General features: G+C 40.1%; 14 protein-coding genes. 12 read left to right on the top strand and 2 right to left on the bottom strand.

Going from position 1 to position 16,532, the window contains the following annotated elements; genetic code table 11:
* Positions 1–261: 261 nt before the first annotated feature.
* The 8 genes from rny (at position 262) to UE46_RS08350 (ending at position 9,729) form a co-directional block, all read left to right on the top strand.
* On the top strand, positions 262–1,824 hold the full coding sequence (gene rny / locus UE46_RS08385; protein ID WP_036062319.1) for a ribonuclease Y: 1,563 nt from the start codon (positions 262–264) through the stop codon (positions 1,822–1,824).
* A 129-nt stretch (positions 1,825–1,953) separates the two neighbouring features.
* The gene (locus tag UE46_RS08380; protein ID WP_036062315.1) at positions 1,954–2,451 is read left to right on the top strand and encodes a GNAT family N-acetyltransferase; all 498 of its coding nucleotides are present in this window, start codon (positions 1,954–1,956) and stop codon (positions 2,449–2,451) included.
* 69 nt (positions 2,452–2,520) lie between these two features.
* Positions 2,521–3,321 carry a TIGR00282 family metallophosphoesterase gene (locus tag UE46_RS08375; RefSeq protein ID WP_036062314.1) on the top strand — a complete coding sequence of 267 codons (801 nt, stop codon included), beginning with the start codon at positions 2,521–2,523 and terminating at the stop codon, positions 3,319–3,321.
* Positions 3,322–3,337: 16 nt separating this feature from the next.
* Positions 3,338–3,694, top strand: coding sequence for a YlbF/YmcA family competence regulator (locus tag UE46_RS08370; RefSeq protein WP_036062313.1), 357 nt, complete (start codon positions 3,338–3,340; stop codon positions 3,692–3,694).
* A 141-nt stretch (positions 3,695–3,835) separates the two neighbouring features.
* Positions 3,836–6,427 carry a DNA mismatch repair protein MutS gene (gene mutS / locus UE46_RS08365; protein WP_036062421.1) on the top strand — a complete coding sequence of 864 codons (2,592 nt, stop codon included), beginning with the start codon at positions 3,836–3,838 and terminating at the stop codon, positions 6,425–6,427.
* Positions 6,428–6,447: 20 nt separating this feature from the next.
* Positions 6,448–8,298 carry a DNA mismatch repair endonuclease MutL gene (mutL, locus tag UE46_RS08360; protein ID WP_118907538.1) on the top strand — a complete coding sequence of 617 codons (1,851 nt, stop codon included), beginning with the start codon at positions 6,448–6,450 and terminating at the stop codon, positions 8,296–8,298.
* A 19-nt stretch (positions 8,299–8,317) separates the two neighbouring features.
* Positions 8,318–8,863, top strand: coding sequence for a glycerol-3-phosphate responsive antiterminator (locus UE46_RS08355; RefSeq protein WP_036062311.1), 546 nt, complete (start codon positions 8,318–8,320; stop codon positions 8,861–8,863).
* 11 nt (positions 8,864–8,874) lie between these two features.
* Positions 8,875–9,729, top strand: coding sequence for a ribokinase (locus UE46_RS08350; RefSeq protein ID WP_036062308.1), 855 nt, complete (start codon positions 8,875–8,877; stop codon positions 9,727–9,729).
* A 63-nt stretch (positions 9,730–9,792) separates the two neighbouring features.
* Here UE46_RS08350 and UE46_RS08345 read toward each other — a convergent pair whose 3' ends face one another.
* Positions 9,793–10,365, bottom strand: coding sequence for a DapH/DapD/GlmU-related protein (locus UE46_RS08345; protein WP_233230915.1), 573 nt, complete (start codon positions 10,363–10,365; stop codon positions 9,793–9,795).
* Positions 10,366–10,474: 109 nt separating this feature from the next.
* Between UE46_RS08345 and UE46_RS08340 the strand changes: the two genes are divergently transcribed.
* From UE46_RS08340 to UE46_RS08325, 4 genes are all read left to right on the top strand, one after another.
* Complete coding sequence (locus tag UE46_RS08340) at positions 10,475–11,392, top strand: LysR family transcriptional regulator (RefSeq protein WP_051493030.1); 918 nt, start codon at positions 10,475–10,477, stop codon at positions 11,390–11,392.
* Between the two features lie 366 nt (positions 11,393–11,758).
* Positions 11,759–13,990 (top strand): formate C-acetyltransferase, encoded by a 2,232-nt coding sequence (gene pflB, locus UE46_RS08335; RefSeq protein ID WP_036062306.1) that lies wholly within the window; start codon positions 11,759–11,761, stop codon positions 13,988–13,990.
* A 229-nt stretch (positions 13,991–14,219) separates the two neighbouring features.
* Complete coding sequence (gene pflA / locus UE46_RS08330; RefSeq protein WP_036062304.1) at positions 14,220–14,966, top strand: pyruvate formate-lyase-activating protein; 747 nt, start codon at positions 14,220–14,222, stop codon at positions 14,964–14,966.
* A 242-nt stretch (positions 14,967–15,208) separates the two neighbouring features.
* Positions 15,209–16,033 carry a polysaccharide deacetylase family protein gene (locus UE46_RS08325; protein ID WP_233230914.1) on the top strand — a complete coding sequence of 275 codons (825 nt, stop codon included), beginning with the start codon at positions 15,209–15,211 and terminating at the stop codon, positions 16,031–16,033.
* 211 nt (positions 16,034–16,244) lie between these two features.
* Here UE46_RS08325 and UE46_RS08320 read toward each other — a convergent pair whose 3' ends face one another.
* Positions 16,245–16,514 (bottom strand): hypothetical protein, encoded by a 270-nt coding sequence (locus tag UE46_RS08320; RefSeq protein ID WP_036062301.1) that lies wholly within the window; start codon positions 16,512–16,514, stop codon positions 16,245–16,247.
* Between the last annotated feature and the right edge of the window lie 18 nt (positions 16,515–16,532).

Genomic DNA, 16,532 nt, shown 5'->3' with positions numbered 1-16,532 from the left:
AAAATGTTACAATCGATACCTATAAAGACCTAAATAGAAACAAGTCTAACTACTAAAGAAAGCATACGAGATACAGCTTTTAAAATAACCGATCTTGATTCCGTTTACATCTTAGCGCTTTCCTTGACAATACATGGATTGACCTATAGAATTAAGTTGTATATTTTACATTTAAAAATGAAAAAATACACGCGTGTCAGAAGTTTATCTGACAACCGACATAACCATTAAAAAGAATTGAATAGCAAAGGAGGTGTAAGGATGGAAATCGTAATCACAATCATCTCCAGCTTGCTTTTCTTAATCGTCGGTCTGGTTGTTGGTTCTCTAATTTATAAATCAAGCTCCCAAAAGAAATTGGTGGCTGCTAGAAGTACGGCTGAATTAATCACGGAAGACGCTAAGAAAGAAGCAGAAACCTTGAAGAAAGAAGCGTTACTTGAAGGGAAAGAGGAGAATCATAAGTTACGTACTGAAATCGAAAATGAACTTCGTGGGCGAAGAGCAGAACTACAAAAATCAGAAAACCGCTTATTGCAAAGGGAGGAAAACCTCGACAGAAAAGATACTTCTTTAAGTAAAAGGGAAGCAACTCTTGAAAGAAAAGAGGAGAGTATCAGTAAACGACAACAACAAATTGAAGAAAAGGAAAGCAAAGTAGAAGAGATGATCGAAAAACAACAAGTAGAGCTAGAAAGAATATCTGCCCTTACGAAAGACGAGGCGAAGAGCGTTATCTTAGGCCAAGTAGAAGAGGAACTAACACACGATACAGCAGTTATGGTAAAAGAAGCGGAAACTCGTGCGAAGGAAGAAGCGGATAAGAAAGCTAAAAACATTCTTTCTCTAGCAATTCAACGCTCGGCGGCAGATCATGTTGCTGAAACGACGGTAAGCGTTGTAAATCTACCGAATGATGAGATGAAAGGTCGTATTATTGGTCGTGAAGGCCGTAATATTCGTACTTTGGAAACACTCACTGGTATCGATTTAATCATTGATGATACACCAGAAGCAGTTATCCTTTCCGGATTTGATCCTGTTCGCCGTGAAATCGCGCGAATCGCTTTGGAGAAACTCGTACAAGATGGACGAATTCACCCAGCACGGATTGAAGAAATGGTCGACAAAGCTCGTAAAGAGGTTGACGAACATATTCGCGAAGTTGGAGAACAAGCCACATTCGAAGTTGGAATTCATTCGATTCACCCAGATCTAATTAAGATTCTTGGCCGTTTACGCTACCGTACAAGTTACGGGCAGAACGTCTTGAATCACTCATTAGAAGTTGCAAAACTAGCGGGAATTTTAGCTAGCGAGCTTGGGGAAGACGTTACAATGGCCAAACGTGCTGGACTCCTACATGACATCGGTAAAGCGATTGATCATGAAATTGAAGGAAGTCACGTTGAAATTGGTGTAGAACTTGCTACGAAATATAAAGAAAATGATATTGTTATTAATAGTATCGCTTCTCACCATGGAGACACAGAGGCAACGTCTGTTATCGCTGTTTTAGTAGCAGCCGCAGATGCCTTATCAGCCGCTCGACCAGGCGCTCGTAGTGAAACATTGGAAAACTACATTCGCCGCTTAGAAAAATTAGAAGAAATTTCCGAGTCTTATGAAGGTGTAGAGAAATCTTACGCTATTCAAGCAGGACGCGAAGTTCGTATTATCGTAGAACCTGATTCTATCGATGATCTTGCTTCTTATCGTTTAGCACGAGACATTAGAAAACGGATTGAAGAAGAACTGGAATACCCTGGTCATATTAAAGTGACTGTTATCCGTGAAACTCGCGCTGTTGAATACGCGAAATAATCACAATGTACGCCAAACGCGCAGTATCGAACTTTCGGTACTGCGCGTTTTTTGATGCAACGGACTTGATTCATTTCAAGAAATAAGGCTATAATATGCAGTAATACGAAATGATAGGGGCGTTTTACAATGGGAGCTTGGGAAATCAGAACTTTTCAAAAAAATAATTATAAGGATGTAGCGGCGATTTATCAAAAAGGAATCGACGGGAAAAATGCGACATTTCAAAAAGTGGTCCCAAACTATGAGGCGTGGGATCACAAATATTTAGAGGATTGCCGCTTTGTTGTGATAGACAACGGCCAGGTTATAGGTTGGTCTGCGTTACTTCCTTTCTCCGCGATGCCTTCTTATCGTGGTGTTGCAGAGCTGAGTATTTATTTAGACCCGTCTGCCGCTGGAAAAGGAATTGGGACAGCGCTTATGGAACATACGATAACGGAAAGTGAAAAAGCCGGTTTTTGGACGTTGCAATCTCTTGTTTTTCCTGAGAATAAAGCGAGTATCGGGTTGCATGAGAAGTTTGACTTTAAGCAGATGTGTATCCATGAAAAATTAGGCGAAATGGATGGTAATTTTCGAGATGTGGCCTTATTGGAACGAAGAAGTGGAGTCACTGGAAAATAGAACGGGCATTTTCGCGCTTTTAGCGGTATAATGGATAGATATAGAGTATTTTAGTGAGGAGCACGATGCATGGAATTATTATTTATTGGTGATGTTGTGGGTTCGATTGGTCGAGATATGATCACCGAATACCTACCACAATTAAAGAAAGCATACCGCCCGACGGTTACCGTGATTAATGGAGAAAACGCGGCTGCAGGACGTGGAATTACAGAAAAAATTTACAAACAGTTTTTAGAACAAGGTGCAAACGCGGTGACGCTTGGAAATCATGCGTGGGATAACCGTGACATCTTTGAGTTTATTGATGATGCCAAATATTTAGTTCGACCAGCGAATTTCCCAGAGGAGACAACGCCTGGAACTGGACTTGTTTTTATTAAGAGCAACCAAGTGGAAGTAGCGGTTATTAATATGCAAGGGCGCGTGTTTATGTCGGATTTGGATGATCCTTTCCGCAAAATGGATGAGCTGATCGCCGAAGCATCCGAGCGCACCAATATTATTTTTGTTGATTTTCACGCTGAAACAACGAGTGAGAAGCAAGCGATGGGTTGGTATGTAGATGGCCGCGTAACCGCTATTGTTGGTACGCATACACACGTTCAAACATCGGATAATCGGATTTTGCCACAAGGAACAGCCTATTTAACAGATGTTGGAATGACTGGCCCCTATGATGGTATTCTCGGCATGGATAAAGAAGCTAGTTTGCGTAGATTTTTAACTGCGATGCCTTCTCGTTTTGAAGTTCCTAAAACAGGTCGTGCTGTCCTATCTGGTTGCATGATCAGCATTAACGACACGACAGGGCGCGCTACGAAAATTGAACGAATCTTGATCAACGAAGACAACCCGTTTACGAATTAAGGAGGTGTTTGGCTCCATGACCTATCAAAAAGATGAAATTATCGCGAAGGCAAATGAGCTAAAACAGGCGCTTCAACAAACCGAAGCCGTCGAATTTTACCGCGCGGCAGAGGCTAAGATCAATACGAACCAAAAAGTAGCGGCAAAAGTAGGCGATATTAAGAAACTGCAAAAAGAAGCAGTGAATCTAGAACATTATCAAAAATTTGGTGCAGTCAAAAAAACAGAAGACGACATCGATTCGCTCACAGCAGAAATTGACCATTTACCGATTGTTCAAGAATTCAGACGTGCGCAGGAAGAGGCAAATGACTTACTGCAGGCGATCACATATGAAATTAGTCATAAAGTAACTTCCGAGCTTCAGAAATAACCATGTAACGATGCAACGATTAGCCACGCGCTTTTTGTTGCATCGTTTCTTTCTACCGACTTTCTTCATGAATTCACTCCGTTTATGCTATAATATAAAGACAAAATAACTTTTAAACAAAGAGAAAAAGGGTTGATTGGAATGGCAGTAGAAGTTACGCCGATGATGAAGCAATATTTAGCGATTAAAGAAAATTACAAAGATGCATTTCTATTTTTCCGATTGGGAGATTTTTACGAAATGTTTTTTGAAGATGCCATTCAAGCGTCGCAAATTTTAGAGATTACCTTAACGGCTCGCGCGGGAAATACGGACAATCCGATTCCAATGTGTGGCGTCCCTTACCATGCGGCGGCGGGTTATATTGATACGTTGATCGACAAAGGTTACAAGGTTGCTATTTGTGAACAAGTAGAAGATGCAAAATTTGCAAAAGGTATGGTAAAACGCGAAGTTGTCCAGCTCATTTCTCCGGGAACGATGATGGAATCAAAAGGCTTGAAGGAAAAAGAAAATAATTTTATCGCGGCGGTTTATCAGCATGAAGACAAGGAATACGGCTTTGCATACTGCGATTTATCCACGGGAGAATTGAAATCGACGGTGCTTCCACTCGGTGAAGACCGTTTGATCAATGAGTTGACAACGCTGTCTGCGAAGGAAATGGTCGTTGGGATTGAGTTCAGCGAGGCTTTTCCAGAGGCGGTTCGTGAGCAGTTAGGGCTGTTTATTTCCTATGAAAACAACAATGAGCTTCCAGACGGCTATCACGCTTTAATAACGAACACGATTCATCCGATTGAGAAAAAAGCGATCGCCAAGCTGCTCAATTACTTTATCGATACGCAAAAACGTGATTTATCTCATTTACAAAAAACGGTGCACTATGAAACAAGCCAATATATGAAAATGGACTACTATTCCAAACGAAATTTGGAGTTATCAGAGTCCATTCGCGGTAAAGGTAAACAAGGTACGCTACTCTGGTTGCTTGATCAAACGAAAACTGCAATGGGTGGACGTCTGCTGAAACAATGGATCGATCGCCCGCTTATTCATTTAGATGAAATCGAAGCGCGCCAACAAGATGTTCAGAGCTTCATCAATCATTATTTCGAGCGGATGGAATTGATGGAACAGTTGAAACAAGTGTATGATTTGGAGCGTTTAGCAGGTCGGGTAGCATATGGAAACGTGAATGCGCGTGATTTAATTCAATTGAAGCACTCCCTCTATCAAGTTCCACTGTTGAAAGAGACGCTAAAATCAATGAATCAGCCGAATCTGACGCGTATTATTGACGAAATCGATCCATGTGATACGCTTGCGGATGTTTTAGAACGTTCAATTAACACGTCCCCACCGATTTCGATTCGCGAAGGCGGTATTATTAAGGATGGCTATAACGCAGAGCTTGATACATATCGTGATGCCAGCCGTAATGGGAAAACGTGGATTGCAGAACTCGAGAAGCAAGAGCGTGAACTTACAGGAATTAAGTCGTTAAAAGTAGGTTTTAACCGCGTTTTTGGCTATTATATTGAAGTGACGAAGGCGAACATTGCGGCTCTTCCAGAAAATCGATATGAGCGCAAGCAAACGTTAACCAATGCCGAGCGCTACATTACGCCCGATTTAAAAGAAAAAGAACGCCTCATTCTAGACGCAGAAGAAAAAAGTATCGAGTTAGAATATACACTATTTATTGAAGTACGTGAGACGGTAAAAGAATACATTGCACGTTTGCAACACCTAGCGAAAGTGATCAGCGAAATAGACTGCTTGCAAAGTTTTGCGAATATCAGTGAAAACAATCATTTCGTGAAGCCAATCATGAATAAAGAGGGTCATTTAGAAATCATTCAAGGTCGCCATCCTGTTGTGGAGAAAGTAATGGGGACGCAGAGCTACGTAGCGAACGACTGTGTGATGAATGAAGACCGTGGTATGTTATTGATCACAGGCCCGAATATGTCTGGTAAAAGCACGTATATGCGCCAAATTGCTTTGACTGCGATTATGGCGCAAGTCGGCTGTTACATCCCTGCCGAGCAAGCGACGCTACCAATTTTCGATCAAATTTTCACGCGGATAGGTGCAGCGGATGATTTAATTGCTGGGCAAAGTACGTTCATGGTTGAAATGCTCGAAGCCAGAAATGCGATCGTGAATGCCACCGCGGACAGTCTGATTTTATTTGATGAAATCGGTCGTGGAACCGCAACGTATGATGGTATGGCGCTGGCACAAGCGATTATCGAATACATTCATGAAGAAGTGCATGCCAAAACACTATTTTCCACGCATTATCATGAACTGACGATCTTAGACGAAACATTGCCAGGCATGCATAACGTTCACGTAAGCGCGGTAGAAGAGGATGGTAAAGTCGTTTTCCTCCATAAAATTGCAGACGGCCCCGCTGACAAAAGTTACGGTATTCATGTCGCCGAGCTCGCGAACTTACCAGAAAAACTGATTGGCCGAGCTCGCCACATTTTAGAACAGCTAGAAAGTTCCGAGGAGAAGATCATCGTTCCAGCAGAAGTCACCAAAGCTCCAGAAGTTCATGAGGAAGTGCAATTATCGATGTTCCCAATAGAAGAGAAGTCCGTGCGCACAAAACAAGAACAAACGCTCATCAAAATGATCAAAAACATTGATTTGATGCACATGACGCCGATGGATGCGATGTCAACACTCTATGATTTACAGAAGAAAGTAAAGCAATAATGAAAGTTAGGTGAAGTAAGATGCCCCAAATTATTGAACTAACCGATGCATTATCCAATAAAATTGCGGCTGGCGAAGTTGTGGAGCGCCCTGCTTCCGTCGTAAAAGAACTTGTTGAAAATGCCATCGACGCTAAAAGCACCGTCATTGATGTACTTGTCGAAGAAGGCGGTTTAAATAAGATTACGATTATTGATAATGGCATTGGGATTACGGCCGAAGAAGTTTCTGTTGCGTTCAAGCGTCATGCCACGAGTAAAATTAAAAATGAACACGACCTATTTCGCGTTCATACACTCGGTTTTCGTGGTGAAGCACTTCCGAGTATCGCTTCAGTGTCTCGTCTTGAAATGACCACAGCGACAGGAGAAGGTGCCGGTACTAAAATTATCGTAGAAGGCGGCAAAGAAATCGAAAAGCATAGTGCCCAAGCGAGAAAAGGTACGGAGATCCAAGTTTCTAATCTATTTTTCAATACACCAGCGAGGTTGAAATATTTAAAGAGTTTGCATACGGAGCTTGGCAATATTACCGATATCATGAATCGGCTGGCATTATCGCACCCAGAGATCAGTTTCCGGTTTTCGCATAATGGGAAAAGCTTACTTAAAACAAACGGAAACGGCGATTTACAGCAAGTTATGGCTTCAATCTATGGTCTTGCTGTCGCGAAAAAAATGTTGCCAATCCAAGCAGAGTCGCTCGATTTCAAATTAACTGGATACGCAGCACTACCCGAAATCAATCGTTCCAATCGTAACTACATTTCAACGATCGTAAACGGCAGATTCATTAAAAACTATGCGCTCGTTCGTGCGATTCAAGAAGGTTACCATACATTACTCCCAATCGGACGTTTTCCAATTCTAATTCTCCAAATCGAGATGGACCCGCTGATTGTTGATGTGAATGTGCACCCAGCAAAGCTCGAAGTTCGTCTAAGTAAAGAAGCAGAACTCGGTAAATTTATTGCGGACACATTAAAGGCAGTTTTTCATAAAGAACAACTTATACCAGAAGGAACCCTTTCCAAACGTCAAAAGCTTGTTTCTGAGCAAATAGCGATGAATTTCGATGGACAGGAAAAAGAAGAGTCATCAGCGGAAGAGACACGCGAACCGGCGAAATCAGCGCCTACATTTACGCCAAGCTATTCTACTGCCACACAATCGAGGTCAGACTTGCCAACAAGCGATTCTATCCCAGATGAGCCACCACTTTTCATCAATGAGGAGATGGCAACATATGAAGTAGAAACACCAATAGAGGCTCCAGCACCAAAGGCCGAGCGAATTCCTAAAATGTACCCTGTAGGCCAAGTGCATGCGACCTACATCGTTGCGCAAAATGAAAACGGCATGTACTTAATAGATCAGCACGCCGCACAAGAACGCATCAAGTACGAATTTTATCGTGAGAAAATTGGGGAAGTGGACCGTGAGTTACAGCAGTTGCTAGTCCCAATTGTGCTTGATTTTTCCACTGATGAATTTATCAAATTAAGCGATCAAAAAGCGAAATTAGAAGAAGTAGGCGTTTTTCTAGAAAATTTCGGACAAAATAGCTTTATTATCCGCGAATATCCAACGTGGCTTCCTAAAGGTGAGGAAGAGAGCACATTGCGTGATATATTAGATGAGGCGTTGCATAAACCGCAGATTAGCATTCATAAATTGCGGGAAGATGCTGCGATTATGATGAGTTGCAAGAAATCGATCAAGGCTAATCATTACTTGACGCAAGAGGATATGGAGACGTTGCTGGACACATTACGAGAAGCAAGCGATCCATTCACTTGTCCACACGGCCGACCCGTTATTATTCATTATTCCACTTATGAACTTGAAAAAATGTTTAAACGGATTATGTAGAATTAAAGGAGAGAAATAGATGTCGTTTCACGGTCAAACAATCCTACCCGCCGCACATAACCACCGAGATGTAGAAAAAATACTTCGTTTAGATGCGGAATATATGGTCATGCTAGAAACACAAGTGGGTCAGTTGAAATCCCTTGTTAAACTTGCCGAATCCGGCGGAAAAAAAGTACTTTTACACGCTGATTTAATTAATGGGCTCAAAAATGATGAATATGCAGTAGACTTTTTATGCCAAGATATTCGTCCAGCAGGAATCATTTCTACACGCGCCAATGTCATTCAAAAAGCAAAGCAACATAAGGTCATCGCGATTCAGAGGCTCTTTATGCTCGATTCCAGCGCTTTTACAAAAGGAACCGCGCTCGTTCAGAAAATCCAACCAGATTATATTGAACTTTTGCCAGGGATTTTGCCAACAATGATTGAGCAAATGACCGAATTACTACACATACCTGTCATTGCGGGCGGCCTTATCACAACGCAGCAGCAAGTAGACGACATATTAGCAGCAAAAGCAACGGCTATCACGACATCTCAAAAATCACTATGGAAATGAGGGGTTTCAAGATGGGGAAAATTGTTGTTATTGGAAGTATTAACATGGATATCGCAACCGATCTAAAAGGAATGCCTGAAATTGGCGAAACGATCAAAGGACAGGATGCCGTTATTTCACCTGGTGGGAAAGGTGCCAATCAAGCCGTTGCTGCCGCTAAACTCGGTGGTGATGTGATGATGGTAGGTATGATCGGCAACGACGCTTTTGGTGCCGACGCACTTGCTAATCTCAATTCTTTTGGCATAGATGTGACACATGTTCGGAGTGTGAAAAGTACGACGGGACTTGCGCTGATTTTGCGGGAACATGGCGATAACCGAATTATCGTTTCACCAGGTGCAAATAATGACTGGCCAGATGATTTACCACTAGAAGAGATCATTCCTGCTGCTTCGATTGTTTTGTTACAAAACGAGATTCCGTTTCACGTGATTGAAAAAGTAGTTGAGGTGGCGTTAAAACATAACGTACCAACTATTTTTGATCCGGCGCCAGTAGAACAATTTCCTGTGGCATTTTTACAAAAGATCACATACTTGACGCCGAATGAGAGCGAGTTCAAGGAATTACCAGCTGATATTTTACAGCAAAAAACAGAGGCGGTTCTTGAAACCAGAGGGAAAGAAGGCGTCCGCATCCATCGCTCACGCGGCAAAGAAGTTATTCCAGCTGTGAGTGTAGAAGTAAAAGATTCAACTGGGGCAGGCGATACGTTCAACGGTGCTTTTGCTGTGGCGATGACAAATGGCGAATCATTACCAGACGCCGTTCAATTCGCCAATAAAGCCGCCGCGCAGAGCACAACCAAAGTTGGCGCTCAAGTTGGGATGCCGAACTTAGAGGATATAACCAATACGAAGTAAACAAGCGAATGTTGGTGGAGGAAACTTCATCCGTGTTCGCTTTTTTTTGCAGAGAAAACAACCTTACTCTATGGGAATTTCTTTAATAATCTTCGCAGGAGTACCCGCCACAATTGTGTTTGGTGGAACATCCCGAGTAACCGTTGCGTTCGCCGCTACAATCGCATTTTCGCCAACAGTGATACCAGGAAGAACGACAGCACATGCTCCAATCCAGGCATTCCTCTTTATGAGGACCGGTTTTACAATAATACCTCTACGCAGCGCAGGATCAACTGGATGATTAACACTGATGAGGGAAGCCCCCGGTCCAATTAAGACGTGATCTTCTAGTGTGATACCACCTAAATCAGTAAAGGTTACGCCACAATTAATAAAGACATGCCGACCTATGTGAATATGTCTCCCGAAATCTGTATAAAACGGTAAGTTAATAGAAAAAGAAGCATCAATTTCCCTACCTGTAATATCAGACAATAGGGCTCGTACTTCTTCTTTAGAAAGGTCCGTAGTATTCAAGCGGAGAAGTTTGGATCTGTTTTCATCCACAATCGCATCTATCTCTTTAAAAATCGGATCATCTATTTGGAGCAAATTATTTGTAATATCCTGACTCAAACTATTTTTCTTCATCATAAAACTTCCTTTCTCATATTGTTATTCTAATCATAAAGTGTTATCTTTAAAATAACAAATACCTATAACAAATCACTAACGATAACTAAAAAGTATAGGAGGCGGTAATATGGACATACGTGTCTTGCGCTATTTTTTAGCCGTTGCCCATGAAGAAAACATATCTGCTGCAGCTAAAATATTACATGTTTCACAACCAACCTTATCGAGACAATTAAAAGAGTTGGAAGAAGAACTAGAAGTAATCCTATTTATACGTGGGAATAGAAAAATCAGCTTAACAGAAGATGGTCTATACTTGGTAAATCAAGCGAAGGAAATTGTCGCCATGATCGATAAAACAGCATCGAATATAAAAAAAGCAGAAAAAATCAGAGGGGACATATATATCGGTGGTGGAGAAAGCGATGGCATGAGGCTTATCGCGAAAGTAGCGAAAGAATTAATAGCTAATTATCCAGATGTACACGTTCATTTATTTAGTGGAAATGCCGAACAACTACTTGAAAAACTGGATAATGGGCTGTTGGATTTCGGAATGATTATCGGGCCAATAGCAAAACAAAAATACAGCACTTTAAACCTACATACGAGAGATCAGTGGGGCGTTTTGATGAGAAAAGATTGTTCCTTAGCCAAGAAAACCAGTATAAGAGCAAGCGATATTAAAAACGTACCTTTGATCACATCTAATCAAACTGGGGTAGCTGATAAACTGTCTGAATGGTTAAATACGAATCTTGATGAGTATAACATCGTGGGCACCTACAACTTATTATATAATGCTTCTTTACTTGTAGAAGAGCATGTCGGATATGCTTTATGTCTTGATAAGATAATCAATACTACAGGAGGTAGCGAGCTATGTTTTAGACCGTTGATGCCAGAATTATATGAAGATATCCGCCTCATCTGGAAGCGAGATAAGGTACTTTCAAAAGCATCTACCGTTTTTCTAGAAAAATTAATAGAGGTCACTGGTAATAGGGATGGAGGGACTGAAAATAGTGCTGTATCGCTCATTTGAAACAGTTAGCAAAGAAGCTAAGCATAGCAACAATTCTACGCTTGATACAGGAATCATGATTATACAGCTGTACTACAACAGTAAAATGATTTTTTAATAGTACAGAAATATTACAATGTTTCAGTTAAATTATTTTCGTACTTATTTAATAATCATGATAATCTAACAAACATTGTGATACCAATCACTTAGCGCCATTAAAGTAATGAAAGCACTTTATTTCATTAGAAATAAATTAAAATTTATATGTGAAAACTGTAGCATTATTTTTATTTTGTGGTATGATAACAGTATAGAAGTTACTAAATAACTTTGCTCAATTTTTAACGCTCATAGACGAACAATGAAACGTAGGAGGTTTCCGTGATGAAAGAACAATGGTTTGAATTTACAGGTGGTAATTGGGAAAACGAAATCGACGTAAGAGACTTTATTATGAAAAACTACAGATTATACGATGGTGATGATAGTTTCCTTGTAGGTCCTACAGATGCAACATCGCAATTATGGGATCAAGTTATGGATTTAACAAAGCAAGAACGGGATAACGGCGGAGTTTTAGATATGGATACAAAAATCGTATCTACTATTACATCACATGAACCTGGATACTTAAACAAAGACTTAGAAACAGTAGTAGGGGTTCAAACAGATGTACCATTCAAACGTTCCCTACAACCATTTGGCGGTATTCGTATGGCAGAACTTGCTTGTGAAGCTTATGGTTATGAAGTAGACAAAGAAATCTCAAGTATTTTCAGAGATTGGCGCAAGACGCATAACCAAGGCGTTTTCGATGCTTACAATGACGAAATGCGTGCAGCTCGTAAATCTGGTATCATCACAGGTCTTCCAGATGCTTACGGACGCGGACGTATCATCGGTGACTATCGTCGCGTTGCTTTATACGGTGTAGATCGCCTTATTGAAGAAAAGAAAAAAGATCTTAAAAATACTGGTCTTCGTACAATGAGCGATGATATCATTCGCTTACGTGAAGAACTCAATGAACAAATTCGCGCTTTAGCTGAATTAAAACAAATGGGAGCACAACATGGTTTTGATATTTCTAAACCAGCTACAACTGCACAAGAAGCTTTCCAATGGTTATACTTCGGTTATCTTGCAGCAATTAAAGAACAAAACGGCGCAGCAATGAGTTTAGGCCGTACATCTACTTTCCTTGATATCTTTGTAGAACGCGATTTACGCAACGGTACATTAACAGAAGTAGAAGCACAAGAAATTGTGGATCATTTTATCATGAAATTGCGTCTTGTTAAATTTGCTCGTACGCCTGATTACAACGAATTGTTCTCTGGAGATCCAACATGGGTAACAGAATCAATCGGCGGTATTTCAGAAGACGGTTTGCCACTTGTTACAAAAAACTCATTCCGTTTCTTGCATACACTTAACAACCTAGGACCAGCTCCTGAACCAAACTTAACCGTACTTTGGTCGACTCATTTACCATCAGGATTCAAGAAATTCTGTGCTAAAATGTCTATCAAAACAAGCGCTATCCAATATGAAAATGATGATGTAATGCGTCCTAAATGGGGCGACGATTATGGAATCGCATGTTGTGTATCCGCAATGCGTATCGGTAAACAAATGCAATTCTTCGGCGCACGTGCGAACCTTGCGAAAACATTGCTTTATGCTATCAATGGTGGCGTAGATGAGAAATCAAAAGCACAAGTTGGACCAGCTTTCCAACCAATTACATCAGAAGTGCTTGATTATGAAGAAGTAGTCGCTAAATATGACGAAATGATGGAATGGATTGCAGAACTTTATTTAAACACATTAAACGTTATCCATTACATGCATGATAAATATGCGTACGAACGTCTTGAAATGGCTTTACATGACACACATGTTTTACGTACAATGGCAACTGGTATCGCTGGACTTTCTGTTGCAGCTGACTCACTAAGTGCTATCAAATACGCACAAGTAAAACCAATCCGTGACGAAAATGGCATCGCTGTTGATTTTGAAATTATTGGCGACTATCCTAAATACGGAAACAACGATGATCGCGTAGACCAAATCGCTGTTGACTTACTAAAAGCATTCATGACAAAAGTAAGAAAACACAAAACGTACCGTGATTCTGTTCACACAACATCTGTTCTTACTATTACTTCTAACGTGGTATACGGTAAGAAAACTGGTAACACACCAGACGGACGTCGTGCTGGCGAACCATTCGCACCAGGAGCAAACCCAATGCACGGTCGCGATACAAAAGGCGCTTTAGCTTCCCTATCATCCGTTGCAAAACTTCCATATGAATATGGACAAGATGGTATCTCGAATACGTTCTCGATCGTGCCAAAAGCATTAGGTCGCGAAGATGAATCACAAATTAACAACTTAGTAGCTATGCTTGATGGTTATTCAACAAAAATGGGCCATCATTTAAATATTAACGTCTTCAACCGTGATACATTGCTTGATGCGATGGATCATCCAGAAGAATACCCACAATTAACAATCCGTGTATCTGGTTACGCTGTTAACTTCATTAAATTAACACGTGAACAACAATTAGATGTGATACACCGCACTATGCACGAATCTATGTAAGTCAGCAAAACGAGAAACGCTAATCTTCGTCGTTAAAAGCTCCGTTCCGATGCTCATGTACAGTCGTACATTCCGCTTCGGTACTCGCTTTTGCCTAGAATCTTAGCATTTCTCATTCCGCTGAGGTTTCGCGGGGCTTTATAGTTCTGTGAAAAGACATTAGTTAGGGATTGTGTTTGTTGCAATCCCTGTCTGTTGTAAATCTGTCACTGAAAGGAAGAGGAGTAAAATGTCTGAAGTTATTGGTCGTGTTCATTCCGTAGAAACAATGGGGACTGTTGATGGTCCTGGTATTCGTTTTATTGTTTTTATGCAAGGCTGTTTATTGCGTTGCCAATTTTGTCATAATCCGGATACATGGAAGATCGGAATTGGGGAGGAAAGAACCGCACAGGATGTTTTTGAAGAAGCTTATAAATATAAGGCTTTCATGGACGCTTCAGGTGGAGGTATTACAGTTAGTGGAGGGGAACCCTTACTACAAGTAGACTTTCTTATTGAACTCTTCACCCTTTGCAAAAAAGCTGGAATTCATACTACTATTGATTCTTGCGGTGGCTGCTTTACAAGAGATCCAGAATTCATTGAAAAACTAGATCGTCTGATGGAAGTCACAGATTTAATATTGCTTGATATCAAGCAGATTGATCCTGCCAAACATCTAAAACTTACAACTCGTCCAAACGCGCCAATTCTTGATTTTGCACAGTATTTAGCGGATAAAGAACAACCAATTTGGATTAGGCATGTATTGATTCCAACTAAAACTGATGATCCTGAAGACTTAACGAAATTACATGAATTCATCACAAAATTGCCGAATGTAGAGCGGGTAGAAGTGCTACCATATCATACAATGGGCGTGTATAAATGGGAGAGTCTCGGTATCAGATATCCGTTAGAAGGAATCGAAGCACCTGAAGATGATGTCGTTAAAATGGCAAATACTATTTTAGAAACACAAAAATATAATTAAATAGTTCCTAGCAAAGAGCATAGATTCACAATACTATGCTCTTTCATTCTTTCATTACGTTTTGATTACAAAAAAGGCATTATCATGTCAATAAAATGTTAACTTATACAATTATCACTTGAATAATCCCCTAATATGTGTTTAAATTGTAATATAGAAATATAAAAGGGGGCAATAATCTAATGCGGCAAGGCCGAAGATCACAAGCGCACAAGATAAAGTCATCCAAGTTTAAATGGTTCATGGCAATCATCATTACAACCATTGTTTTAACTATAGGAGGCTTAGCGATAACCAATAATTTATCTACGAATAGCACGGGTTCCAAAGAAATGATTCAACTAAAAGCCGAAGCAGTCACTGTGCAGCACTGGAAAGTACCAGCGAACAAGCAACCTATGAAGATGGCACCAATTGATCCACCAGGACCTGCTGCAGGAAAAAAAGTTGCTTACCTTACTTTCGACGATGGTCCAAGTATTCATCTTACGGAATTCTTAGATATACTGGAGCGAGAAAATGCTCCATCATCATTCTTTTTTGTAGGAAATGAGTTTCCTAACAGCGATAAAGCTACGTATCAACGTATGGCCAATGGAGGTTCTGTTATTGGTTTACATAGTTATACGCATGACCCTAAGAAACTTTACCGTAAAAAAGATCCTACGTTCATTAGAGAAATGAACCGCGAACGTGATAAATTTGCAGAAATAAGTGGTATTCGCACTAATTTAATCAGAGCACCATATGGCAGTACGTATCTTACAGACAAGCAAATTGAAGAAACGAAACAAAATGGATTCCGTCTGGTTGATTGGAATATCGATAGCAACGACTGGCGTTATGGTCCTGGTAATTCTAATGCAGTATACAAAAATGTGCTTTCACAAGTTAACGCATATGAAGGTAGCGATGAACCAATCGTGATTTTATTCCACGAACGTAAAAATACGCTCGATGCATTACCAAGGATTATAAAAATGTTTCGTAACAAAGGATATACATTCCAGGCTTATCATGAAAATGAAACTTTACATCAAAACTTTAAAAATGATCCTAATTTATAAGATAAAAAGCATTATTTGTTGTTGATTGGCAACAAATAATGCTTTTTTGTATGAATCAGCTATTCTGATTATTGATTCATTACTTCCTATAATATATATTATGTAAACTAGAAAGAGCGAAGTCAAATTGCTGAGCAAATCGCTCCCTTTCTAGCTTTTGTTTTAGTATTTTAGATTAATTTATTGATCTTATAACGATCTTTGAGATGTTTTAATCATGTTTAAACTTTTTTCTTAATTTCCGATAGGCATTCAGTACTTCATGATAAGATTCTACATCTTTTCTGTAAAATAAACAAATTGTTCTGGGGCTTTCTTTATTAAAAACATATAATGGATTGATTCTTTTGTCTTTAACTAGTCTAGTTACATTCGTGGTATCCATATTAAGCATTTCTGCAGCTTGCTTTTGTGACATGATGTATTCATCAAGAATAGCAACAATTTTTTGCTTAAGAATATCGTCGTTAGGTCCAAACATTCATTTTCGCATCCTTAA

Origin of the sequence: Listeria weihenstephanensis (assembly GCF_003534205.1) — a bacterium.
In the GTDB taxonomy this organism is placed as follows: domain Bacteria; phylum Bacillota; class Bacilli; order Lactobacillales; family Listeriaceae; genus Listeria_A; species Listeria_A weihenstephanensis.
Note: the sequence above shows the minus strand (reverse complement) of the source record. Positions and strands in the feature narration are given on the sequence as shown.